The 25,440-nt window shown below is 41.2% G+C and carries 13 protein-coding genes; 8 read left to right on the top strand and 5 right to left on the bottom strand.

Annotation, left to right across the window (positions count from 1 at the left end; translation table 11 throughout):
• The 5 genes from KDU71_RS15105 (at position 1) to KDU71_RS15085 (ending at position 5,201) form a co-directional block, all read left to right on the top strand.
• The gene (locus KDU71_RS15105; protein WP_212191926.1) at positions 1 to 1,176 is read left to right on the top strand and encodes a pyridoxal phosphate-dependent aminotransferase; all 1,176 of its coding nucleotides are present in this window, start codon (positions 1 to 3) and stop codon (positions 1,174 to 1,176) included.
• A gap of 6 nt (positions 1,177 to 1,182) precedes the next feature.
• A complete protein-coding gene (locus tag KDU71_RS15100) occupies positions 1,183 to 2,280 on the top strand; it encodes a bifunctional 3-deoxy-7-phosphoheptulonate synthase/chorismate mutase type II (protein ID WP_212191925.1) in 1,098 nt (365 codons plus the stop codon).
• Positions 2,281 to 2,353: 73 nt separating this feature from the next.
• Positions 2,354 to 3,130, top strand: coding sequence for a prephenate dehydrogenase/arogenate dehydrogenase family protein (locus KDU71_RS15095; RefSeq protein WP_212191924.1), 777 nt, complete (start codon positions 2,354 to 2,356; stop codon positions 3,128 to 3,130).
• 164 nt (positions 3,131 to 3,294) lie between these two features.
• On the top strand, positions 3,295 to 4,341 hold the full coding sequence (gene mnmA / locus KDU71_RS15090) for a tRNA 2-thiouridine(34) synthase MnmA (RefSeq protein WP_212191923.1): 1,047 nt from the start codon (positions 3,295 to 3,297) through the stop codon (positions 4,339 to 4,341).
• Between the two features lie 329 nt (positions 4,342 to 4,670).
• Complete coding sequence (locus KDU71_RS15085) at positions 4,671 to 5,201, top strand: TlpA family protein disulfide reductase (RefSeq protein WP_212191922.1); 531 nt, start codon at positions 4,671 to 4,673, stop codon at positions 5,199 to 5,201.
• A gap of 75 nt (positions 5,202 to 5,276) precedes the next feature.
• On the opposite strand, the gene KDU71_RS15080 is transcribed toward KDU71_RS15085, so the two are convergent.
• Genes KDU71_RS15080 through KDU71_RS15070 form a run of 3 tightly spaced genes read right to left on the bottom strand, consistent with a single transcriptional unit; the run spans position 5,277 to position 9,189 of the window.
• Positions 5,277 to 5,600: a hypothetical protein gene (locus KDU71_RS15080; protein ID WP_212191921.1), complete on the bottom strand. Its 324-nt coding sequence runs from the start codon at positions 5,598 to 5,600 to the stop codon at positions 5,277 to 5,279.
• A gap of 5 nt (positions 5,601 to 5,605) precedes the next feature.
• On the bottom strand, positions 5,606 to 6,214 hold the full coding sequence (locus tag KDU71_RS15075) for a DsbA family protein (protein WP_212191920.1): 609 nt from the start codon (positions 6,212 to 6,214) through the stop codon (positions 5,606 to 5,608).
• Positions 6,214 to 9,189, bottom strand: a complete 2,976-nt coding sequence (locus tag KDU71_RS15070) for an AsmA-like C-terminal region-containing protein (RefSeq protein ID WP_212191919.1) — start codon at positions 9,187 to 9,189, stop codon at positions 6,214 to 6,216. The genes KDU71_RS15075 and KDU71_RS15070 overlap by 1 nt, the downstream gene beginning before the upstream one ends.
• A gap of 470 nt (positions 9,190 to 9,659) precedes the next feature.
• Here KDU71_RS15070 and KDU71_RS15065 point away from each other — a divergent pair, with 470 nt between their 5' ends.
• Positions 9,660 to 11,276 (top strand): hypothetical protein, encoded by a 1,617-nt coding sequence (locus KDU71_RS15065; protein ID WP_244828516.1) that lies wholly within the window; start codon positions 9,660 to 9,662, stop codon positions 11,274 to 11,276.
• Positions 11,277 to 11,435: 159 nt separating this feature from the next.
• Here the strand turns inward: KDU71_RS15065 and aspS are convergent, their stop codons facing one another.
• Complete coding sequence (gene aspS / locus KDU71_RS15060) at positions 11,436 to 13,190, bottom strand: aspartate--tRNA ligase (RefSeq protein ID WP_212191918.1); 1,755 nt, start codon at positions 13,188 to 13,190, stop codon at positions 11,436 to 11,438.
• Positions 13,191 to 13,385: 195 nt separating this feature from the next.
• Here aspS and KDU71_RS15055 point away from each other — a divergent pair, with 195 nt between their 5' ends.
• Both KDU71_RS15055 and KDU71_RS15050 read left to right on the top strand, forming a co-directional pair.
• Positions 13,386 to 13,832 carry a nucleoside deaminase gene (locus tag KDU71_RS15055; RefSeq protein ID WP_244828512.1) on the top strand — a complete coding sequence of 149 codons (447 nt, stop codon included), beginning with the start codon at positions 13,386 to 13,388 and terminating at the stop codon, positions 13,830 to 13,832.
• A gap of 188 nt (positions 13,833 to 14,020) precedes the next feature.
• Complete coding sequence (locus KDU71_RS15050) at positions 14,021 to 14,377, top strand: response regulator (protein ID WP_212191917.1); 357 nt, start codon at positions 14,021 to 14,023, stop codon at positions 14,375 to 14,377.
• Positions 14,378 to 14,784: 407 nt separating this feature from the next.
• Here KDU71_RS15050 and KDU71_RS15045 read toward each other — a convergent pair whose 3' ends face one another.
• Entirely contained in the window at positions 14,785 to 25,437 is a 10,653-nt protein-coding gene (locus KDU71_RS15045) for a hypothetical protein (RefSeq protein ID WP_212191916.1), read from the bottom strand.
• Between the last annotated feature and the right edge of the window lie 3 nt (positions 25,438 to 25,440).

Raw genomic sequence — 25,440 nt, 5'->3', positions numbered from 1 at the left:
ATGCAAAACGAATTAAACATACAGCCAGCCAACCGAATAGGCACCGTTGAAGAATACTACTTCTCCGTCAAAATAAAGGAGTTGGATAAGCTACGTAAAGAGGGTAAACCCATTATTAACATGGGCATTGGAAATCCCGATTTACCTCCGGCACCACAGGTATTAGCTGAGCTGAACAAACAAAGTTCGGCCGAAAACAACCACGGCTACCAAAGTTATGTGGGCATCCCCGAACTAAGAGAAGCCATGAGTCGCTGGTATCAAAAGCACTACAATGTGGCTATTAACCCAGCGAATGAGGTGCTTCCGCTGATGGGCTCTAAAGAGGGCATCATGCACATCACGCTGGCCTTTGTTAATCCAGGCGACGGTGTATTGGTACCCAATCCGGGCTATCCAACCTATGCATCGGCCAGTAAAATTGCTGAAGCCAGGCTGATTCACTACGACTTGGATGAAAACAACAACTGGCAACCCAATCTGGAGGCTTTAGAGCAACAGGATTTGAGTCAGGTCAAGCTGATGTGGATCAACTATCCCAATATGCCAACCGGGGCCAATGCCGATGTCAAATTCTTTGAACGCATTATTGCCTTTGGTAAAAAGCACAACATTGTCATTGTAAATGATAATCCATATAGTTTTATCTTAAACGATGCACCGCAAAGCATTATGGAGATTAAAGGTGCCAAAGACATCGCTATTGAACTGAATTCGTTGAGTAAATCACACAATATGGCAGGTTGGCGTGTTGGTATGGCCGTTTCCAATGCCGAATTTATCCAGTACATCCTGCGGGTTAAAAGCAATATGGATTCAGGCATGTTTAAGCCGCTTCAGCTGGCAGCTGCCAAAGCCCTTGAACTGGGCACTGAGTGGTACGAAACTGTTAATGCCGAATACAAAAAACGCCGTGTATTAGTGCACGAAATAATGGACTTATTAGAGTGCAAATACGATATTGAGCAAACTGGCATGTTCATTTGGGCGCGCATCCCCGAACGCTATCAGGACAGCGGTCAGCTATCTGACGAGATACTTTATGGCTGTGATGTGTTTATCACACCCGGCTTTATTTTTGGTGATAAGGGAAAACGCTACATCCGTATCAGCCTGTGCACTAACCAAACAACATTAGAGGAAGCAAAACAACGCATAAAAACATTAAAAAATTAAATAACCATGGAACATAAATTAGACTTACAACCATTAGCACTACCAGGCTTAGAACTAAAGCGTCCGATCATTATTGCCGGACCATGTAGTGCCGAAACAGAAGAACAAACACTTGAAACAGCCCGTCAGCTTGCGGCTCAAGGTGTGAAGATATTCAGAGCTGGTATCTGGAAACCACGGACTCGTCCCGGAGCGTTCGAAGGGGTTGGTACCGTAGGCCTACCCTGGCTAAAAAAGGTAAAGGAAGAAACCGGCATGTTTGTGAGCGTGGAAGTAGCCAATGCCCATCATGTTTACGAAGCACTTAAGTTTGGTGTGGACATGCTTTGGATTGGTGCCCGTACGACCGCTAACCCATTTGCTGTGCAAGAGGTCGCTGATGCGTTAACTGGCGTAGACAAACCCGTTTTGATCAAAAACCCGGTCAACCCTGATTTGGAACTGTGGATTGGTGCCATTGAGCGTGTGAATCGTGCCGGTGTGAAGATGATTGGAGCCATCCACCGTGGATTCAGCACCTACGATAAAACCAAATACCGCAACAATCCGGAGTGGCAGATTCCAATTGAGTTGCGTCGTCGTATTCCTGAGCTACCAATTATCACCGACCCTAGTCACATCAGCGGTAAGAGTGAGATGATTGCTGAGATTTCCCAGGAGGCAATGGACCTTAACTTCAATGGATTAATTATTGAATCACACATGTGTCCTGAGAAAGCCTGGAGCGATGCCAGCCAGCAGGTGACGCCACAACATCTGGGCGAAATCAAACAAAACCTGGTAGTGCGCCGTTCGGCCATTGGTGATACCCCACGCGTGACACTGGATGAATTGCGTCAGAAGATTGATTCCATCGATAAGCAACTGCTTGAAACGCTTAAATCGCGCATGAAAATATCGGAAGCCATTGGTAAATACAAATACGAAAATAACATTACCATCCTGCAAACACGTCGCTACGATGAAGTCATGAACAACCGTCGCAAGCAGGCCGAAGAAGTTGGTTTAAGTCCTGAATTTGTCGTGAAGGTGTACGAGCACATCCACGAGGAATCCATCAACCGTCAGAACAAGGTGATGAATAAAGAATTAGCCAAGAAATAAAAAAGCGATAAGAGATGAGAGGAAAGTGATTCATCACTATCTTCTCAACTCTCACTACTCGATTCTATCTATTATGAAAATTTGTATTCTGGGAGCCGGAAAAATGGGCACATGGTTAACCGATGCTTTGTGCCTGCAACATGAGGTGGCCATATTTGACAAGGATATCTCCCGACTTCGATACGTTTTTAACACGCAGCGACTAACCAAACTTGACGAAATAACAGAGTTTGGCCCCGAACTGCTTATCAATGCTGTGAGCCTAAAGTACACCCTGGCTTCCTTTGAAGAGGTATTACCCTATTTACCCAAAGACTGTATCATATCTGATATAGCATCGGTAAAAACAGGCCTGCAGGATTTTTATGAACAAAGTGGTATGCGCTATGTTTCTACGCACCCCATGTTTGGCCCTACATTCGCTAACCTGAAAGATTTGAGCATGCACCATGCCATCATCATCAGCCAAAGCGACCATCTGGGCAAGGCTTTCTTTAAAGATTTCTATGCTTCGCTGGGCCTTAATATTCATGAGTATACATTTGATGCCCATGACGAAACCATCGCCTATTCATTGTCAATACCATTTTCATCATCGTTGGTCTTTGCCGCATGCATGAAGCACCAAAAAGCGCCTGGTACGACATTTAAAAAGCACATGAACATTGCCAAAGGGCTTTTATCGGAAGAAGACCATTTGCTTACGGAAATTTTATTTAACCCGTTTACATATGAACAGGTTGAAAACATCCGCTTTCAGCTGAAGCACCTGCTTGAATTGATCGACAAAAAAGATTCAAAGGGCATGCAGACCTTTTTAAATAATGTAAGAAAGAACATTGAAGAATAGTACCTAGATAATAGTGATAACGAATGCCCATTGGCCCTTATGGCTGATGGGCATTTTTATGATTCTAAAACTTTTGGCTGAGAATGAAGACTTGCCTTTGCTCAACAATAAGTCCAATGCCGGTTGAAGGATTATTACTACTTTCGCACCAAGAATAAAACAACATGGCACAAGAGCGGGTATTATTGGGAATGAGTGGCGGCATGGACAGTTCTATGTCAGCCGTACTACTGCAACAGCACGGATATGAAGTAATTGGCGCAACTCTTTTAACACACACCGACGAGCAGGATGCCAGTATTATTGCCGCCCAAAACCTGGCGAAGGAACGGCAGATAGAACACCATCTGATAGACTGCCGCGAGCAATTTAAATCCACCGTTATACAATATTTTGCAGATGAATATACGGCTGGCCGAACACCGAACCCTTGTATCAAATGCAACGAAACTATCAAATGGAAATTACTGCTTGAACTAGCCGACCAACTCAATTGTAAATACATAGCCACGGGCCATTATGTGCAGAAAGCACTAGTCAATGATCGGTATTATATTCAAAAGGGGCTTGATCCTGCCAAAGACCAATCCTATTTCCTGTGGAACCTTAATCAGGCAACTATCGAAAGAGCTCTATTTCCGCTGGGACAGCTGCACAAGCAAGAAGTGCGGGAACTGGCACGCCAGCTTGGATACACCGAAATAGCGGATAAAAAAGAGAGCATGGGCGTTTGCTTTTTAGCAGGTACCGATTATCGTCATTACCTCACCCAACTATTAGGTGAAGGACACCCAGCTTTGAGCGATGGCCATGTAGTGGATGAAAATGGAACCCTGCTGGGTCACCACGAGGGCTACTCTTTTTATACCATTGGACAACGACGGGGCATCGAAGGCATAGCCAATGGGAAGTGCGTTATTGCTATTGATGCCGAAAACAAGCAGCTGATAGCTGGTAATCGCGATAAACTATTTACTAATCGGATAACACTGAAGGATTTTTCACTCTCAAATGACCAAACACTTTGGAAGAACCAGAATATATTTATCCGCATCAGGGGTTTGGATAGTGTACCAGGTTATTTGGGAAGCCTGGAATTAATAGACGATTCACTAATAGTACAATTTGAAAATAATGTATGGGCCGTCACACCAGGTCAGTCTATTGTATTTTATCAAAATAATAAAATTATTGGTGGTGGCATCTATTAACACCTACATCTATCCCATCATATACTCAATCTAATTATTATTTTCACTGTGACATTTATACTTTAGATGTAAGAATTTATAATTTAGATAGCCTCATTACCTAATTAGCTTGTTAATATTACTAATTAGAATTGTACATATATGTTCAGCTTAATACTTATAACAATTAGCTAATAACATATAGTTAATAGCATTCAATAATTACTAAATCCTCTTACACCTCTGCCTCTTTTAGGTTATACGAAAATTGACATAAACTGTGGTTGAGCCATGTTACCAACCGGATTATGACTTAATTACTTATCTTAGCAACGAAAACAATCTGAAGAATGAAAAATACAATAGTTGCTATACTCATCTTATTAGCCATTAATACATCTTTATATGGGCAAGGACTAAAAGTGGGCGACCAGGCTCCTGAAATCATTCAACAGTCCACCAATGGCGAATCCTTATCCTTATCGTCATTGAAAGGCTATGTGGTACTGGTTGATTTCTGGGCATCGTGGTGCGGCCCATGCCGCAAAGAGAATCCGGTGCTGGTGGAAGCTTACAAACAATACAAAGACGCATCCTTTTCAGGAGCTAAGGGCTTTGTGATTCTGAGCGTATCGCTCGATATGAAAGAAGCGGCCTGGAAAAAGGCCATTGCCGACGATGGCCTTATTTGGCCCCACCACACCAGCGACCTGAAAGGCTGGCGCAACGAAGCGGCTAAAACCTATGGCGTTCGCAGCATCCCCGCCAACTATTTAATTGATGCCGATGGTGAAATTGTGGCCACTAATCTCCGTGGTGATGAATTGGGCAAAAAGCTCAGGAAACTCCAACGCAAAGGCTGGTACCGCTTTTGGGAGTGAATAAAATTATTATAATACACAAAGGCCTGACAAGTTGCGTATACAAGTCAGGCCTTTTAGGTAATCAATTGTCTTTTATTGACAGATGGCAGCAGCGCGGGCTTCGTTTAGAAGTCTCATTGCCACTGCATCAAACTGCATATGAATCATCTTTGCTTCTTCAAAAGCAGCACCTGGAGCACATGCATTAACCAAGTCACTCACCTCATAATATTCTGTACCATTAAAAATAAAATAAGTATCATCACCGGTACAAACCGTAATATCGGCATCAACACATTGAGCAGGTTTGTCATTCTGAGTTAATTCATCACATGTTTCTTTGTCATCATCATCACTGCAACTACTCAACAATGCAACCCCCAACAAAAATGGCAATACCTTTAATAGCTTTTTCATAACATTTAATTATTAAGTTTCTTAATCAATTCTTCATAACTTATAAAACCTTCAATCACCATACCGTTAATTACAAATGTAGGTGTTCCTTTACTTTTTAACTCCTGAAATTGATAAATATTGTGGATAATACCAGAGTAATTCTCATCCAAAATACACTCTCCTAACGACTCGTTTGCTACTATATACTCTTCAATCAATTGATTGAATTCGCTGGTATAAATTACTCTACTTTCATATAACAAAAGTTGGTGCAATTTCTCAAATTCACCATAATTATTAATACAAATAACGGTTTGGTTAGCACGAAGCGCCATTTTATCTGTCAGCCCACATACCAATTTTAAAACAAGATTAGCTTTCCCTGTTTTGATGTATTTTTCCTTAAACTTTGGAAAAACGTCTTGAAAGAACTTCCTACAAAAAGCACAATTATAATCGAAATAGAGAATAACACTTTGGTCTGCATCAATATTACCTAATACAATATCACTAAACTGAGGCTTGGATATTTCTGTCATTAGCTTATCCTTTGCTTTATTCCCCAAATAGATATAAACAACAAATACTGCTAAAAGAGCAACACCTGCAATTATTAACTTCTGTCTCATCATTATTTGCTATAAACGCCGGTATTATAATTCATCAGTCTCGGATCAAAATAGAACTCATATATTGCTCTTTTATTCTTAATACTCTGCTCCATTGTTACCCTTTCACTTGAATTTTTGCCTTCCAAGGTGCTCTTGACTGTTTTACCGTTTTTAACTTTATAAATGGCAAACATAGATGACAAACCTTTCACCCCACCCCCTCTTTTAGTTTCGTCTGCCGCTTGTTTCTTTTCAATCCGGTCTGTTTTTCCTCGTAATATCTCTTTCAGATAAAATCGTAAGTGATATTGGCAGTCCAGATTAAATTCCTGTTTCCCTAACAGCGCCACATCGTAAGCACTTGTTTTTATTTCTGTTTGAGGAATATATATGGCTCCTTGATACGAAAACAACTCTGTATCTATAGTTTTAAATTCAATATCCTTTAATTCTGGACGCTTATAGTCTCTTGCCATCTCTTCAGTTATCGGATAATCTTTTAAACGACCATTCTCTAATCGAAGACGAGTTGTTAACTTAATTGTATTCAGGTCTAATGAATCACCATAAAAAGTTACCTGTCCATTCAAGTTATCAGTACTAAATATTCCACTTAACTGTTCTTGACTAATATACACCTCATCGGTATAATCCATAAAGTCATCAAAATCATACAATAGCTGATTGACATCTAACCCACTGGTGCTGTTTTTAAAATTGATCTTCATCTCATCATTAGGCAGCATCTGCACTTTCACCGAGCTGTTAGTGCTCCCCTTAAAGGCATCAAACTTCACCTGATCAGCGATATAAAGGCTATCCGACACGTTGTACAAGGCACTCAGGTTTTCAAACAAGGCATTGCCATACCAAAAGCTTTTGGCTGTCACCTTCCCTTTGGCGGCAAAATGGTAATTGGCTGGTTCGGCTATTTCTCCAGGTTCATTTGTATCTTCAGATTCTTCTGTCATTAAGGGTTCAAACAGCACAAAGTCAATATCACCAAAATTAAAATAGCCATCGACTTTAACTGTATCAGGTTGATTGAGCCAATAAGCTTTGTAGAAGTTCCTGATTAGGGTTGAATCGGAATCAAAGGTGATGCCGGCCAGCTCGCCCGACACTTTATCAACACCAATGGAATCATTAACCAGTGTAATGGTTCCATTGAGGGCCTGCAACTGCATCAAATCATAGTTGGCGGCTACACGCACATTATCAAAGCGAGTTGTTACACGGCTGGATGTAAAAAGCAACTTCACCAGGTCATCGGCAATGGAATCAAGGTGTATGCGACCAGATGAATGCAGTCCCGCATAAATAACTCCACTCATATCAGTTATCAGCGAGTCGGGAGCAAAAGGCTTCATCTCGGCTAAATCAATTGCCGCATCGGCATCTATAGCGTAAGCAGGTCTTTCGGGATTATTAAAGCTCATCTGCCCCTTCACATGGCTCTTAGTTGTTTGCACATCCAAGTTTTCTATGCTCAGTCCCAGCGAAGCAATATTAGTAAGTTCACCACTGTATTCGGCCAGAAAGTTGGCATTTGTAAGCTTTAGCTTATAATCCGGCAATTGCAGTTTCAGGCTATCCACCTTCAGCGATTTTGGTTGATAGCTTAGATGACCGCTCAGATTAGAAAGGTTCAGAAGAGAATCCATCCCTATAGCGACATCCTGCAGCTGCATTTGACAATTTGTGCGCGCCAGCAGGTAATCAACATAGGCAACATCAAAGCTGTCGGGCATAATGCCATTGGTTGCCATCTGCATCCTTACTTGCCCTTCCAGGCGATTCACCATTGAATCGGGAACAAAAGTCACCACATCATTCAGGTTCAACAGCACATCCGACTGAACACTAAACTTGATTCTATCGAGGTTATCGATTTGCCCTTTTACATTAGCCCAACTACCTCCCGACGCCAGATAAAACTTATCAATCACCAGTTGTGTTGTGGCATTATTGTGTTCTTCCCCATTGGTATAGCTCCCTGCCAGCTGCACTGATTGCATTATAGGCAGCTCCCCCATTACCAGTTGCCCGTTACTTAAATTAAACCGCGCATCAATCCAAGGCATGATACTGTCATTGTATTCCCCTTTTACATTTGCTGAAAAGGAAGCAACTCCCTTCAATTGCCTTACATCATATGCTTGAAGCAAACTGTCAGGGATGTATTTTTGCAGTTCCGACAAATCCAGAATAGACGACGAAAGGTGGATATCACTATAAACTGATGATTGATTCTTAATCTCACCATCGAGACTAAGCTGCAGGCCTTCCGATTTAATATTGAGTGCATTTACGGATAGCAGATCATTGAAATAGGCCACATCGGCCTCCACAATGATCTCGTCCATCAGGTGCAGATTGGTTGACGGGTAGCGACAGTTATTGGCCCGCAACTGCCCTTTAAAGGATGCCTTGGTGTTATCCTCATCGATATAAATAACAGACAGGCCATTATCAATGTAGAGACAAGCATTAATATTATTGGGCACATCGGTATACGAGCAGAAAAGATTAGTCAATTCCAGATGCTTCAACGATAAGAGCAAGGTTGATTCTGTGCTATCCTCTTCCTCTGGTTGTTCAGAAGGCACCAGGAACACATCGAAGTTGGTTTTACCTAAACTATCGATTTTATAGTAGGCCATTCCCCCTTCCACCGCAACTTCGGTAATATTAAATTCGCTGTTAAACAAAGGTCGCATCTCCACCGATATAAAAGCACGTTCTATCTGCGCCATGGTGTCGGTACTTGTGAAAATACTCACATCATTAAACTCAACCATTGCATCAGGAAACCCTTTAATCAGCGAAAAATCGACTTCACCAACACTAATGGTAGCATCGATATTAGCGTTAATTTGCTTTAGAGCCAATTTGGTCACATGCGTTTCAGCCAGCTCTGCAATCAGAATCAGTGACAGAATCAGTCCAAACAGAACCAATAGCAGGTAGGCCAATATGTGTTTTAATCGCTTCATAACAGGTCTTGAGGTAAGTTGTTTTTAGATGACAATACGACGTATCATCAACAAATTTATGATTTATACGCCACCTCTCTATCATTTCAGATAAAAACTTGATTATTTTAGTCGTTTGATGAAAAAATGTAACAATTCGATTGACACCCTCAAGTGCTTCCCTTAAATTAGTAAATGTCTCAGGGATGAGATTTCGAATTCAGTTATGGAGCCGAAAGCTGTAGCACCTCGCTATAATAAGGGTACGAGGATCCTGGTAAAAGTTTTGCCATTAAAGGATAACGAGAGTTGAAACGGCTTTTAGCTCTTTTTTTATTAAGGGTCGCATCTTTATTAAACATCTGATAATAAAGGTGCGATCCTTATTTTTTCATCGCTTTTGCAATATGTTACATTCAAGAATTTTAGTATTCATAAGGTGCATAGATGCCTTTCATGTTGTATATTCGTTGCAAAAAGCTTCAATATCCATGATTAAAAGATACCTCACCCTGGTGACCGCACTTATTCTTGTGCAATACCTGACAGCACAATCGGTCAGTCATTACGAAGATCCATACTACTCTCCTTTTGAACGTTACATATATCAGCCTGGCACTAATTTTCATACGTCTATTCGTCAATACCGAATGGACCAACTAAATGAAGTTATCAATACCGACTCTGTATTGTATGATAATCTAAGAATCCCTGAGGGCCGGCTAAATATCTGGCAGCGTTTTTTGCACGATGATCTGATTTCACTGGATAAAGAGGACATCAACATTGTGGTGAATCCCCTATTTGCCTTCGAGGGTGGCCGTGAAAATAGTGAAGGTATAACAACGTGGACCAATACACGTGGATTGTTTATTAAAGGTAATATAGGGAAACTATATTTCTATACTGATTTTGTAGAAAACCAGGCTGTTGTTCCTAATTACATCAACGTGTTTGCCAACAAAACTAACATGATGCCCGGACAAGGACAACGTAAGAACTTTGGCACCAATGGACATGATTATGCCCAGGCCACCGGCTATATTGGTTTTAATTTTGCCAAATATTTCAACTTCCAACTGGGTAATGGCAAGCATTTTATTGGCGATGGCCATCGCTCTCTGCTATTATCCGACGGTGCTTTTAGCTACCCTTATGTGAAACTTACAGCTGATTTCTGGAATATCAAATACATGGTGATGTGGAATAAGATGCTGAATTACGATTCGGTGGCTGACCAGCATGATTTTCGCTATCCGGGAAAATATGGCGTGCATCAGTACCTCGATTGGAATATTAACAAGCGTTTGAGCCTTGGATTTTATGCTAATGTGGTGTATGCAGAAAAAGATACTACCGGACATAGAGGTTTTGATATCCACTACCTGAATCCTGTTAACTTCTTCAGGCCAGTTGAATACAACCTTGGTTCTCCGGATAATGTAACCATGGGATTTAATGCGAGATATATTGCCTCCAAATGGCTAACATTCTATGGCCAATTTGTAATGGGTGAGTTTAAGTTTGATGAAGTTTTTAGTGGTAATAAATGGTGGGCTAACAAGCATGGTTTTCAGCTGGGTGCCAAAACCTTCGATCTGTTTGGCATTAACAAACTGGATGTACAGCTCGAATATAACCAGGCACGCCCCTACACTTACTCGCATTATACAAGCATCTATTCCTACTCGCATTTAAATCAGCCCATGGCACATATACTGGGTGCCAACTTCAGAGAAGGGCTTGCCATTTTGAAATACCGCAAAAACCGCTGGCAATTTAAAGCAGAATTAATGGCCACCATGTATGGCGATGACTATGGCGATGGAATTAGTTGGGGAAAAGACGTATTGATGCCCAATACACAAAGACCACTTGATACAGATGGTCGTCCAAGAGAGCATGGCTACTCTATTGGCGACGGACTTAAAACCAATGTTTATAATGCCGATGTGAATGTGTCCTTTCTTGTGAATCCGCGCAATATGTTTAATATTGTTGCAGGTGCGAGAATCAGAAAAATGAGTAATGATTTAGAAACTATTGATACTCAGCATGTGTATTTTGGCATCCGCACCTCGCTCAAAAGCCTTTACTATAACTTCTAAGCACAATGATATCATCAGAAAGCCCATTCACTGAGTCAATTAGAACACTGTTAATCAACGGTTAAAATCACTATTACAACACATACATATACGATATACCAAACAAAAAAATGGGGCACCTTAATCAAGATGCCCCATTAATATATTGTTCTATTCGTATTATTCCTTAACAGTTAAGGCAATCTTCAGCTCATCGAGCTGCTCTTTTGCTACTGGCGATGGAGAGTCAATCATCACATCACGGCCTGAATTATTTTTAGGGAAGGCAATTACATCGCGGATAGAGTCCAGTCCGGCAAATAATGATACCAAACGGTCGAAGCCAAAGGCCACACCACCATGAGGAGGTGCTCCGTATTTAAATGCATTCATCAGGAAGCCAAACTGATTCTCAGCTTCTTCCTCAGTAAAGCCAAGCAATTTAAACATTTTCTGTTGCAACTCATCATTGAAGATACGTACAGAACCACCACCAATCTCAACACCATTAATAACTAAATCGTAGGCATTAGCACGTACATCACCAGGATTGCTATCCAGCATATCCATATCTTCAGCTTTTGGTGATGTAAATGGGTGGTGCATCGCATAGAAGCGCTCACTATCTTCATCCCATTCTAATAATGGGAAGTCAACTACCCATAATGGTGAAAACTTATTCTTATCACGTAAGCCCATTTGATTACCCATCTCCAGACGTAATTCGCAAAGCGCGTTCAGCGTCTTATTAAGAGCGCCAGCCAGAATCAATACTAAATCACCATCTTTAGCATTGAATTTAGCACCTATCTCTTTCAGTTGCTCAACTGAGAAGAATTTGTCGACAGATGACTTAACAGAGCCGTCAGCATTGAATTTAATATAAATCAATCCACCAGCACCAATCTGTGGTTTCTTAACAAAGTCTGTCAATTTATCCAGCTGCTTGCGTGTATATGAAGCACAAGCATCGGCACATATACCACCTACATACTCAGCTTCGTTGAAGAGTTTGAATTCTGAGTCTTTGACGTCCTCTGTCAAATCCACAAACTTCATCTCGAAACGGGTATCTGGCTTATCAGAGCCATAATATTTCATAGCATCGGCGTACGATAAACGTGGGAAAGTATAATCAATATCCACATTTTTAATCGTCTTAAACAGATGCTTGGTCATTCCTTCAAACGTATTCAGGATATCTTCCTGCTCAACAAACGACATCTCACAGTCGATTTGTGTAAACTCAGGCTGACGATCGGCACGTAAATCCTCATCACGGAAGCATTTCACAATCTGAAAATAACGGTCGAAACCACTTACCATCAACAACTGTTTAAACACCTGTGGTGATTGTGGTAAGGCATAAAATTGCCCTTCGTTCATACGAGAAGGCACAATAAAATCGCGCGCACCTTCGGGTGTTGACTTGATCAAAACAGGTGTTTCTGTCTCAATAAAATTTTCACCATTCAGGTAGTTACGAACCTCAAACCCGATTTTATGACGCAACACCAAATTCTCACGCACAGGATTACGACGCAAATCCAGGTAGCGATATTTCATGCGCAGTTCATCACCTCCATCAGTATCATCTTCGATGGTAAATGGTGGCAATTCTGATGAATTAAGAATAGTTAATTCTTCCACTAATATCTCGATGTCTCCGGTGGCAATTTTGCTGTTTTTATTGCTTCGCTCAGCCACCTGGCCTTTCACCTGAATCACGAACTCACGTCCGAGCTCTTCTGTTTGTTCACAAAGGGCCTTGTGGGTTTCTTCATTAAAAACCAACTGAGTAATACCATAACGATCCCGTAAATCGATAAAAGTCATACCACCCAGGTTTCTTATCTTTTGCACCCAACCACTTAGTGTAACTGACTGATTGATGTGCTCAATTCTTAATTCTCCGCACGTATGTGTCCTGTACATTGTAATTACTTATTTATCGTTGCCAGTTGGCAAATGTATGCAACGATCTTGACGTTTAAAATTATCTTTGCGAAAATAGTAAGAAAATAGATACAAAAAAGCCGTTGAGGCTTTTAGACAGTAGTTTTTTAGGCTGGTGCATCCAATCCATGATTTTTATCATACCATCAGCCTGAAATCATTAATTTTTCAAATATGACTGAAATCAACTTCTCTGATCAATACTTTATGAAACAGGCTTTTATTGAAGCCCAAAAAGCCAAAGAAAAAGATGAAGTACCAGTGGGTGCCATAGTGGTTTGCAACAACCAGATAATTGCCAGAACCCACAACCTGACCGAAACATTAAACGATGTAACAGCACATGCCGAGATGCTGGCCATTACCTCTGCAGCCGAATTCTTGGGCGGCAAATACCTGCACGATTGCACCCTCTATGTCACTTTGGAACCTTGTGTGATGTGTGCCGGAGCACTTAATTGGGCGCAGCTGAAACGCATTGTATATGGCGCAGCTGATGAGAAACGTGGCTTTTCGCGCTGCCAACCATCATTAATACATCCTAAGACAACCATTACTTCAGGCATTATGAATGACGAAAGCCAGCAGATAATTCAGGACTTTTTCAAAAGCAAAAGATGATTATCACCCGTCAAGTAGTATTATACTTTTTCGAGACCGTCTTTTATACGCTTTACTCTGAACAACTAGCAATTCAGATTCGTCATTATAGATACAGAAACCAATCCATTCAATAAATCAACCTGTTACACAACATTTATTGGCTTATGCGTGTTGTTTAATGGAGAATCAACACAAACAGGGATGGTATGAAAAAAGTTTTGATTGTAGATGATGCGCCTGATACCAGGACCGTCATACGAAGTATGCTTAAAGGTTATGATGTGGAAATATCTGAAGCCAACGATGGCGTAGAAGGTTGGAAAAAAATCATTTCGGAACAACCGGATTTGGTTCTATTGGATTTGCATATGCCACACAAAGATGGCTTTTCAATTCTTGAAGATCTGGATGAAGAATGGTTAAGCATTCCTGTCGTGATTGTATCGGGCGATACGCAGGAAGAAACCATTAATGCCTGTGAATACTATGGGGCTAAAGCTTTTCTGAAAAAGCCCATCGTACTGGAAGAGTTTAGAAAGGCCATTAAAATTCTCCCATTATAACCAACAATACCTTTTGTACATACATGCTGAACGTTTCTGTACCTGGTCAATCTCATTTGTTAACAGACCGTAAGATGAAAGCTGACTAACAATATACATCAAAGGAAGCGTTGTTTACTGATGAACTTATAACATTCACGATCTATATTATTTTTTCTACTCTTACAGGTACCATGTTCGTACCTCCTTCGTGGCATGTTCGTACCATCTTCGGTTAAGGGGTGCTTTATCCGAAGAAGTATCGAAGCAGATACGAAGCCATATCGAAGCGGGTACGAATAACCATCGAAGCCATACCGAGGAACTACCATACAGCCCCAGTAGTGAAGCGATGCTACTTTGAATGGCGGCAAAGAAAAAGCCGGAACAGTAACGTATCCGGCTTCTTCATATTTGTAAACTAAAACTTAGTCGATGTATAACTTTTGCTCATAAGCATCATCTCGCCCAATGACCTTAACAATGTAAACACCTGGCCTCAGGCTCAAATCCTTAGTGAAAATATCACCTTTAAACTCTTCTGAAGCTACCAGTCTGCCTTCAATGGTATAAAGCATCACCTGTTTTTCTCCATTCCACTGACAATCAACAGTTAATACCGAACCTTTTTGCACGTATGCTCTGACAACATCACTTTCATCGGTATCGACATCATTAATATCGGTTGGCACTTCTGTTTTTGGCTCTTTAAAGTGTAACACAAAACGTTCTTCTTTATCCGCCGGATCTGCTTCAAAGGTATATTCCGAGTTCGCAGTCATCTCCACCATCACTTGCACTTTTCTATCTTCGAGGAAGAGCTGGTAGTCCTCAACCATAGAATTCAACCCTTCAATATGAATAGTATGATTGGTCTTAATCTTTGGCTTAATACTAATGTCAACACTTCTGTCAAACATATTCTGTGGCAATACATTTATTACCACCGGAGTATTGTCAATCACTGAATAGATGTAGGACAAGTTATTATCACTAACAAAACGCTGCTCCGAATCGATTCTTGAAAAACCTAAGTCACCGTTCTCACGCAAGGCAATCACCGCTTCATCTGTTAATTCTCCATTATTTAGTTTAACCCTCAGCACATCCTCCTCTTTAACGGCTGTCTTCAGGGAGATTTTATTTACATCATGTATCCGGTTACCTTCGCGCATATAAACCATTTGACCGGCATGTCCGGGTTCAGTTTTTACATAAAATGCCTGACCTGGAGCAATGATACCATTGGTAAACGTTTCTGGCGATGATAATCCTGAAATAGTATTAAATGTATCAAATGTCTTATCGCTATTTCTTGTTGATACTGTCACATACACGGTTCCTGTAGTATGTTCAAAATCAGCACCAGCCCTTGTTTGCTTTGGTAACTTATAGTACGAGGCATAAGGATTGGCCATTATCTGCCAATCATCCTGTAATACCCGCTGATAGGTGGCATTAGTATTTAATGAACCAACCTGACTCACTAAGGCTCCTGAATTTTTCACCTTAAACAAATAACCTTTCAGCTCGTTTTGAGCAGCCAAATCGTATCCAGAAGGATCAGCAGATATTTTCAATAACGAACCATTATTCACCATATCATACATGGCATAATCATTAGCCTGAGGATTACGGATTTTCTCATACTCATCCATTATGGGATTAGAGATAGAGTGACCAATAAACCACCAGCGCTGGTTGTCGTATGTCCAGTTAACGGTTATATTACCCGTTACACTGCCATGTGTTATTAAGGATGTTGGTTTAGTATTTGTATTGTTAATGACTAAATTATCATTGGTTACCAGATTACCATTAACAGTTAACTGTGCGCCTGGTTGCATGGTTAAGCCGAGGCTATGGTCAATAGTTAAATCATTGACTTGGGCCACTTGTGCCTCATCTGGAATAAATGGTGCATTACCGGCATCGTTAAGGGTTATATTGGTTCCGGCTGATGGCAAAATACCTCCTTGCCAGTTGGCCGTATTAAACCAGTTCCCATCAGGTCCTGTTCCCAGCCATGTGTAGGCCGGTATTAGAATTGAACCAAATGTAAAGTAATTGCCTTCTGAAGCAAACTCATTAAATGCTACCCTATTGGCTGTAGCCACCGTCTTATTAGTTGTATTAGCTGTAGCAATAGCTACTTCATTCCAATCCAACGTATTCTGCCATTCAACCACTCTAAAGTTTGCATCTGGCGTTACACCACTTAAGTTATCCCAACGAAGCGTAACTTTTGCCTGACCTGATGCTGGCCCTTGAACACGCCAATATTCATTCTGACTAACAAACTGAATATCTCCAGCTACATTAGCAGGATCTTTCCCTTCGTTGGCTGGATTATTATTAAAATACTCAGCTGTCCAATAATCGGCACCTGACGTAATGGTGTTACTAATAATAACATCACCTAATCGGTCGGCATCTCCAATAGGGAAGTTGAAACTATCTCCATTATTAATTAATTTGGTAAGCGGACCTTGCACATAAGAGGCAGCTCCTCCGCCAATTATGGCTCCAGCCAGATTACTCTTTACAACCAGATTGTTGCCCGAATTATTAAAAATGATACCATTTGACAGATTCAAATAGTTATCAACATCAACATCGGTATTAATGGCGATACCTGCACTGTTATTAACCTGTAAATAATCAACTCCATTAACACCTGTCAACGCAGAAAGACCATCTATTGTTTGTAAAGACGTTCCGTTAAATATTATTCTTGCTCCATTATCGCCTGAGTCAAAACTTCCGCCATCAAACGTAAAGTCATTCTTTAGAATCAGATTCTTATCATTATTATTGACTAACGCGGCACCATTGATATACAATTCACCTGCTACTGTGAGGTGATGGTTGGGTAAACGTCGCTCATTCGTTCCTGTAAACGACAGGTTATTAACACTCGTCAAATCACCTAATATACTGTAAGAATTTGTTCCTCCATATTCCAGAGTTCCACCTGTTGATGCCACAAAACTATCATAAACACCTGCCGGCATCACACCTGTTTCGGCTGACAACGTACCTATTCCATCCACCTCACCCAAACGGTGCGCAAATGTATTTCCTAGTGAAAGTGTTCCGTTAATCGTTGTTTGATACGATGAAATACCGTCACCTGGCACATCAACAGTGGTACCAGCATCAATTATCACAATGGAACCTCTTGGTCCGCCAACTGGTATCGAACCACCTGACGTTGGATAAGTATCCCATGTGGTTGGCTGATTCCACGGACCATCTGTAATGGATATGTAAGAAGGCACCTTGTCCGGAATTGCCGGATCAACACCTGCCGTATAATCACCACTTAGCTCGGAACTTGTAATGGCAGTACTTGTCAAATCAAACACCAGCTCTCTGTTTAGCTGATCGATGGTACCAAGATCTTTATTCCAATCACCTGAGCCATCGGCTAACAATCGGGCTGTGATGTAATCATCAATTGTATTTCCACCACTCACATTTACATCGTTAATATCATACTTCATCCTTATCTCCCCGGCGAAACCACTTATATCTTCTGATTTCATAATCCAGTGATAATCTAGTACATTGCCCGGATCAATCACACTTGGGTGATACTCATCTGCGGCCTTAACCGTAATATAGCCCGTTGATGACACATTCGAATCAATCCGAATAGTAACAGGCGTATACTTGCCTCCCGCACCCATTGGATAAATAAATGTTTTAGGGGTTGTATTGAAGTACTTCCGCACACCATTATCAGTAAAAGAAATATTGGTTTGAATCATGTTTGTGGCAGAGAATGGATTGACAGCTTCAATCGTACTTCCACTATTCAAAATCAATAAATTCTTATCAATATTAAGTACCCCTCTTTGTAAACGCAGATTAGTATTAACGGTTAACTCATTGCCTAAAGGCACATCCACACCGGCACTATTATTGATTGTTAAAACATCAAACGTACCAGCTCCTTCGAACGTTTGCGCAATGTTACCATTAAGTATTAATCCGTTACCCCCGGTCACCACCTGAGTACCATCAAAATTCACATTACGCAATACGGTCACCTCATTATTGTTGGCTGTTAGGGTACCTCCGGCAAATACAAAATTATTGGCAATATTCAGGTTGGCTCCGGCAGCATCCAATATCAACTCTTGCGTGCCGCTCTTATCAAGATTAAAGAAATTAATATCTCCTGAAATAATTTGCGTAGCGGTACCATTCAGATAAGTAGAGTTATTGTTGTGCGTAAATGTTCCATTACTGATAAAATCACCACCTACGGTCAAATCAAGTCCAGAGGCATCAAATGTAGCACCAGCATCAATCTCAATATCATTGGTTAGTGTTAAGCCTTGCACCATCAACAGCGCCATCGGATTGTTTCCACTCGAATTATCCAGTTTCAGGTTAGTTATGTCAATAGATGAATTAATTCCCATCACTTGGGATGCATTGGTTGATGCGCCACCTATAGATATGGTAGAGGCTGAATTAATACTACTATTCTCCGGCTCTAGCAACAATGCCGCTATGGTTGGTGTTGTCTGAGCATTTTCAATGCTAAGGCTTCCTCCTGTGTGGGTAAATTGACTACCCGCACCCAGAACTTCGAATACACCTCTTGTATTAACTGTAGCTGCTCCTGTTCCTACCCTGACTACACCAGCTGTTTGTGTATAAGAAAGGATGCCTATATCAGATATGGTACCTCGACGAACCTGACCACCAACTATGAGGTTACCTCCACTTACATTGATGGTGGCATTACCCGAACCTGAATAGATGATAGGGTTATCAGCTCCAGCCATGTTGAGTGTACCTCCTTCAACCTGAAGTAATCCGTCCAATTCTATTCCGGAGCTACCACTTGCATTAACTGTTCCTTCGCGTAATATTAGTGCAGCAGTTGAAGGTATTTCAAAGTTTTCACTACCAGTAGTCAGATTAATATTAAGTGCCGGATTATCCAATATCAGCGTTCCGCTATTCAACTCCAGGGCTTTTGTAGCCCCATTAGTCAGCCCATTAAGGTTAAACTCACTAACAAAATTGGCTGTCACACTTTGGTCAACACCTTTTGTTATCACCAGCCTGTATAAATCAGGAACTGATGTGGCCGCTTCAACATCGAAAATCATACTCTCAGTGCCTTGGAGGTATAAAGTTACTCTATCAAAGGTATTGTCAGTCCACAAGTCCAGCCCACTACCAGCTGCTGTCTGTGTAATATTTCCGTTAACATACAGTTCATGATCAATGGCACTACCGTCTGCATTTCTCACCCTAATTTGGTTATTGGTGTTTTCAAGACGAATATCGCCAGCTACACGCACAACGCGAGCACTTCCGGTATTTTGAAATGCCAGTTCGGCACCTCCGCCACTATCCTGGTTATTTGAAGTGTTTTTGGTTTCAAGGAAAATGAGGTCTCTTCCAATTATTAAATCACCATCTACACCTGTTGACAGTACACAATTGGCATTACCAAGTATCTCAAAATCTCCGTTGGTGACAACATCTTTGCTAAAAGTAATATCATGATTGTTTCTTCCCCAGTTATTATTGGCGATCATCAGGTTAGGATAAGCACCTGGTGTGTTATTAATCGTTCGTGGACTGTAGAAGTTTTCATAAACAACATAAGCAGAATCTTCTTTGGCAAATTCACCAATATCCATGAGTGTAAAATCCGGATCGGCTCCATCGCGACACCAGAACATTCCTTCGCCACGTACTAAACCTGTAACCACCTGACCATTGGGCTGATTAATACAAACCATTGGTCTGAACTGGAAATTATTACGATAAACACGAGCCGTTGGATTACCTGAAACATCCTCCATTTGGGTAAATACTAATTCGGCACAAGTCTCTGTTCTGTTTGAGATCCATATACCATGTGGTTCACCTTCGTTACCATCACTACCTGCATCACCCCATGGCACCCATCCAACAACAGCAATATCGCCATCTTGCGGATAGCTGCCAGCCGCCGGTTGATTATGATCATGCGGAGAAATCCCGGAATCAAAACTTGGATGATCATTTCTGGTCCAGGCACTAAGATTACGCCAATCAGGATAATCAGTTAAGTCTCTGGAATAATAAATACGAGGAGAACCAGTAAATCGATTGGCCACACCGGCTGTATAGTTGGCATTTTCAAGCGTAAAACCAGCACGAGTGTCACTTACCTCGGCACCTCCACTAGTGGTTCTTGTATCATTAAAGGTGATGATATTATTACCTTCATCAACATTGTTCAGTTCATTTTCATACGATCGGGTATATGGATTTTCATCCAGCACCTTACCGGGGTAGAAATTCGCATCATCGCTAGCCAGATCATCCGATGCATCGTAATAGAAGTTATACTGAACGGTTGGTAAAGTTGTAAAATCAGTATGGCCTACCCGCCAATAATAATCTAAAAGGTTACCACCTGAAAGGTTTGTCGTTTTTAATTCCCCGTCAACAGGCCGTACAGTTACATAACCATCATCAGAATAATTAGATACAATTAGCTCCGCCGGTGTATATTTCCCTAATACACCTATGGGGAATGCGTAGGTGCCATTGCCATTTATCAAAACAGATAGTCCTCCACTTGAGGCTGAACCATCTGTCAAAAGCATTTCATCGGCTGCATCACCCATAGATACCGTATACGGATTTAAGGTTCCACCCTGATGGATATAATCCACTTTTAGATTATACGCACCCAGGTTCATACGCCCATGGTAGTAACTAATTCGTTTAATCACCACATCACTGGTCAAATCGAAGATGCGATCCTGTGGTTGAGGATTCATTTTAATATTACCTAACTCCGCTCCTTTTTCAGTGGTTATTGTTCCCACATCCTTAATCATTACCAGAGCATATTTGTGTGTGGTACCATGTTCATAAATACCACATATACCATTGGCCCCAACAAATAAAGCACCATACATTCGTATCGCATGCTCGCCTTGGTCCAATATACCACTCTCAATTCTAAATTCATTTTCCACTTGAATAATTCGGGCATACCAAGGGTTAGATGGTGCATTAGCCTCTACATAAGGTGCTGCTTTCTCGGGGCTTGAATCGATCAACAACCGCTTGCCGGCCGGCTTATTAAGTGTGAAATTGAAGATTGGTAACTCATAAGCATCTAATACCGGATGCCCAATGTAGAACGTAGCATCTTCTGTACCACTAAAGGTCAACGTGTTGTTGGCAGTTGAATACCCATGGTTATAGGCATTATCATCAATTGTGAAATTGCGTCCTACAGTAACATTATTGCCTCTGTGATTCAGATAACCTGAGCCATTGATTATTAAATCATTAAGTACAACAAGAGGCGTACGCAAATTAACCTCATGTATCCGGTCGCTTCTTTCATGATCGATTGTCAGGTTATAAACAGAAGGCACCACATACATGTCGTAGTATTTGTCAGCATTTCCATCGTAATAGAACCTGATAGTACCACCTGTGACATTGGCATTATCGACGGTCGATGGAATATATAAATCATAGGTACTTCCTGAATCATCTTGAATCAGAATCTCACCACCTGACATGGTAAACACATCATCTTCGGAAGATAAGCCGAAAATTGCTGCGGCAGAAGAGACCTCCCCTGCTTCGGTTCGGTTTCCCCGGACAACTACCTGGCCGCCGGTTTGTATATACGACGCTCTACCTGAGGCACTGCCTGTTGAGCGAAACTGTGAGATATTAACCAATCCTCCATTTACTTCTAATATGGAATTACTTGATGGCCAATAAACAATACCTGCACTATTGCGAGTACCAAACAATCCATCTTCTACTTTCAGCTCTCCAATCAAAGCTAATGCCTGATTACTTGAGGCGGTGCGAACACCAGAAGCATCGCCTTCAAATCCTGGAATCTGACTCTGTGCAGAAGCTGTTGAATATACTGTAACATTAGCACCTGACAACCATAACCTGGCGCTTTGCCCAATAGCAAAATCTCCTCTTCCGGCACTGGCTTCTGATAAGGTTGGAATATGAATACTACCAGTTAATTTAAGTGTACCATTTTTTATCCATAAAGATTTTCTGACTTCAGGATTTTCAACAGTAAACGGTACTGTCTCAACCCTTGAAGCCACATTTGCTCCAAACAGGCGGAAGTAAGAGTCATAATCGGCATAAACATTCAATACATAGGTTTTATCAACTCCTTTATCAACAACAAGGTTATACAGATCCGTTGTTCCGTAGCAACTTAACGAATTATTTGAAGCCCCTTCAAACCTTAATGTTACTCCTCCAACTGTACTTAAAGCATTGTACAAAGGAGCTGTTTCATTGGTGAACCTTACAAAACCACGATTAACAAAATCACCCTTAACAATCATTTGATGATAGATAGAATGATATTGGCCACTTGGTGGTAATGATCCAATCGAATATGAACCAATGGTGTTTCCTTGCCCTACTGTTAGGGCGCCATTAGTTAATACTTCAATATTACCATTTACTTCAACCGAAAGCACAGTAGTTGCTGTATTGTCATTAATCCGCAGTTGTCCTTGCTTAAGGGTGAGGTTGTTATTAATGGTTAGATTATTCAATAAAGTTAATATCTCGTTAGAAGCACTTAAATCAATCTCTACATCGTAAAATGTATGAGCATTGCTAATGGAGTAACCACCACCATTAAAAATAACAGTTCCCTGCCCCTGATTCTTAGTAACAAAGTGCGTAGCATCTCCTGTCGGGAAGTTATCGGCTTGCATATACACACGTCCATTACCTAATATTTTATTGAACGTATGGCCTGATGAATTTCCCAAATACAAAACCCCTTCTATGGTCAGGAAGTTACATGCTACATTATTGATGTTCATGGTGATTTCACGACCACTTTTTATAACAACCTGATCGGTTACTCCTTGAGGATAATACGAAGTGGGGTTATTATAAATAGCGCCGGAAGGATCGAGTGTCCATACTGTTGGATCATTCCAGTTGCCCGACTTAAGTGTGTACCAGGCTACTGTTGAACCACGTGCTGTCCACACTCCACTTAGAGCATCACCTCCAGTTGTTGTTAATGTATTGGTTGCAATATCGGCTGATGGATTAGCAGGATCTTCCCATGCACTGGCCACTGTGTTGTAGCGCTTCAATTCATAATCAGCTTCTTCACCTGCCACATCGGCATCCATATAGTTAAACTCAATATCTGCACTGGTAAGAGTAAGATTCGACTCTGTCAATTCCCAATACCTCAACAAATCAATAGCAGATGCCTCAGGGGCTGTATTATTAACCATTCTAATTCCTACCTCGGCTGTACCCAATACAGAGCCACTTACATTAGATATAACCAGTGGTGTATAGTCTGTATTGGTTCCAATAGGGAAAAGCATATTTAGATCAGCAATATTGGTCACCTGCTTCTTCACAAAACCGGCACCTCCGCCAACTACCATATGGGTGTTATCAAAAACACCGCTGAAAGTTGCACCATCCAGAATGGTTAAATCGTAGTCACCTATAAGTAAATTACCATCCTGCAGGTTTAATAAAACTGAAACAGAAACGGATTTACTCAAGGAAACGTTTGAAATATTATTGATTCGAACTTCGTTAACGGCAGCCGGCAGTCCATCACCAGTCTGCTGCGCCGCTGCACCATTGTAGATATATGTTGCTCCGGCATCGTAATTTCTGGTTGTGGTTTGAATATTACCGGCTGCCGTACCTGCTAATGTAATTCCATCAGCGTGACCAATACCTAAAGTAGCAGAGCTGGCTACATTAACTGTACCTGTACCATCCACAACAAAGGCGTCTGTGTATAAATTTGAATTGATAGCACAAAGCCCATTTACACTAATACTGTTTGTTAATAACTTTTGAGCAGCACCTTTAAAACTAATATTCTCAAACAAGTATGAATCCATCGTTTGTGTACCTGTTGTGCCATTAAAATTAACAGTACAACCTGATACATTGCTTAAACTTCCTCCTTTAAAATCTCCTCCTACATTAATAGTCCCGGCACCAGTAAAATTAACGGCATTTTGCGCAGCCGAACCTGCCATAGAAATATTAGCACTAACGTTTAGGGTACCTGTACTGATCCGCAACTCATGGTCTGAATTATCCTGACCGGTTGATACCATGTTTATAGAGCCACAATTTAATGTACCGGCATCAAGGTAAATAAGCTGGTCACGTCCTCCGGATGGATCTGAGAAATTAACTGCCCCATCAATGGTCAATGCTTGTCCAGCAGTAAAATCCAAACGAATGGTGCCGCCATTATTCCCTTCAAAGTTAAGCTCCTGAATACTGTATGATGGTGTAACATTCACGTTAACAATATCCCCACTCATCAAAGTAACTACTCCAGCTGGCTCAAGTTCTCCCGGATAATTAGAAACATTCTGCCATGCACTACCATTATACCTTTGCCACATGTTTGTTTGGTTCCAATTCCCATCTCTGCGCGAACGATAATCACCATCAGAAGGCAGCACAGTGCCTTTAATGTTTACATCATCTATATTCCAACCAGAATAAAACCATCCTACATCGGTGGAGCCCAGTGCAAAACGAATTTGAACTGTTGCATTATCATCGGCATAGGCAGATATATCCACAACCTGATTAGACCAACTATTTTCTTCTATGGTTGTGCCATTCTCCCAAACAACATTCCAATCTATACCATTGGTAGACACCTCAATATAAGCATGATCATATGCGGGCTGTTCCACATTTAACCATCGTTGAAAATCAAGCTGAATATTCATATAGCCCGAACAATCAATTACTGGCGAAATTGCGGTGTATTCCCGATCATTTAAGTTATTTGGATAGGCGCCATCCAGGTCTGTTCCAAGTACAGAACTTCCACTAAAGGCCGACGTTGGATTAGCTTGCCCATGGTCACCAACTCCACCGGCAGGTGCTCCTCGTTCAAACTCTCCAGATAATACCCAACCTTTATCCGTTTCAAAATCATCAAACCAAATTGACGAAACCTGGGCCTGACTTCTCCCAGCGAAAACAATAAGCAATACTGTCAATAATAAATGACTGATATTCTTCATCTC

The organism is Carboxylicivirga sediminis, from assembly GCF_018156225.1.
GTDB classification, from domain to species: Bacteria; Bacteroidota; Bacteroidia; order Bacteroidales; family Marinilabiliaceae; genus Carboxylicivirga; species Carboxylicivirga sediminis.
The sequence above is the reverse complement of the archived record's forward strand: the minus strand, read 5'-3'. Positions and strand labels throughout refer to the sequence as shown.

Coding starts and splice junctions, on each gene's coding strand:
- KDU71_RS15105 (WP_212191926.1), top strand. CDS start 1: ATGCAAAACGAATTAAACATACAGCCAGCCAACCGAATAGGCACCGTT.
- KDU71_RS15100 (WP_212191925.1), top strand. CDS start 1,183: ATGGAACATAAATTAGACTTACAACCATTAGCACTACCAGGCTTAGAA.
- KDU71_RS15095 (WP_212191924.1), top strand. CDS start 2,354: ATGAAAATTTGTATTCTGGGAGCCGGAAAAATGGGCACATGGTTAACC.
- mnmA (WP_212191923.1), top strand. CDS start 3,295: ATGGCACAAGAGCGGGTATTATTGGGAATGAGTGGCGGCATGGACAGT.
- KDU71_RS15085 (WP_212191922.1), top strand. CDS start 4,671: ATGAAAAATACAATAGTTGCTATACTCATCTTATTAGCCATTAATACA.
- KDU71_RS15080 (WP_212191921.1), bottom strand. CDS start 5,600: ATGAAAAAGCTATTAAAGGTATTGCCATTTTTGTTGGGGGTTGCATTG.
- KDU71_RS15075 (WP_212191920.1), bottom strand. CDS start 6,214: ATGATGAGACAGAAGTTAATAATTGCAGGTGTTGCTCTTTTAGCAGTA.
- KDU71_RS15070 (WP_212191919.1), bottom strand. CDS start 9,189: ATGAAGCGATTAAAACACATATTGGCCTACCTGCTATTGGTTCTGTTT.
- KDU71_RS15065 (WP_244828516.1), top strand. CDS start 9,660: ATGATTAAAAGATACCTCACCCTGGTGACCGCACTTATTCTTGTGCAA.
- aspS (WP_212191918.1), bottom strand. CDS start 13,190: ATGTACAGGACACATACGTGCGGAGAATTAAGAATTGAGCACATCAAT.
- KDU71_RS15055 (WP_244828512.1), top strand. CDS start 13,386: ATGACTGAAATCAACTTCTCTGATCAATACTTTATGAAACAGGCTTTT.
- KDU71_RS15050 (WP_212191917.1), top strand. CDS start 14,021: ATGAAAAAAGTTTTGATTGTAGATGATGCGCCTGATACCAGGACCGTC.
- KDU71_RS15045 (WP_212191916.1), bottom strand. CDS start 25,437: ATGAAGAATATCAGTCATTTATTATTGACAGTATTGCTTATTGTTTTC.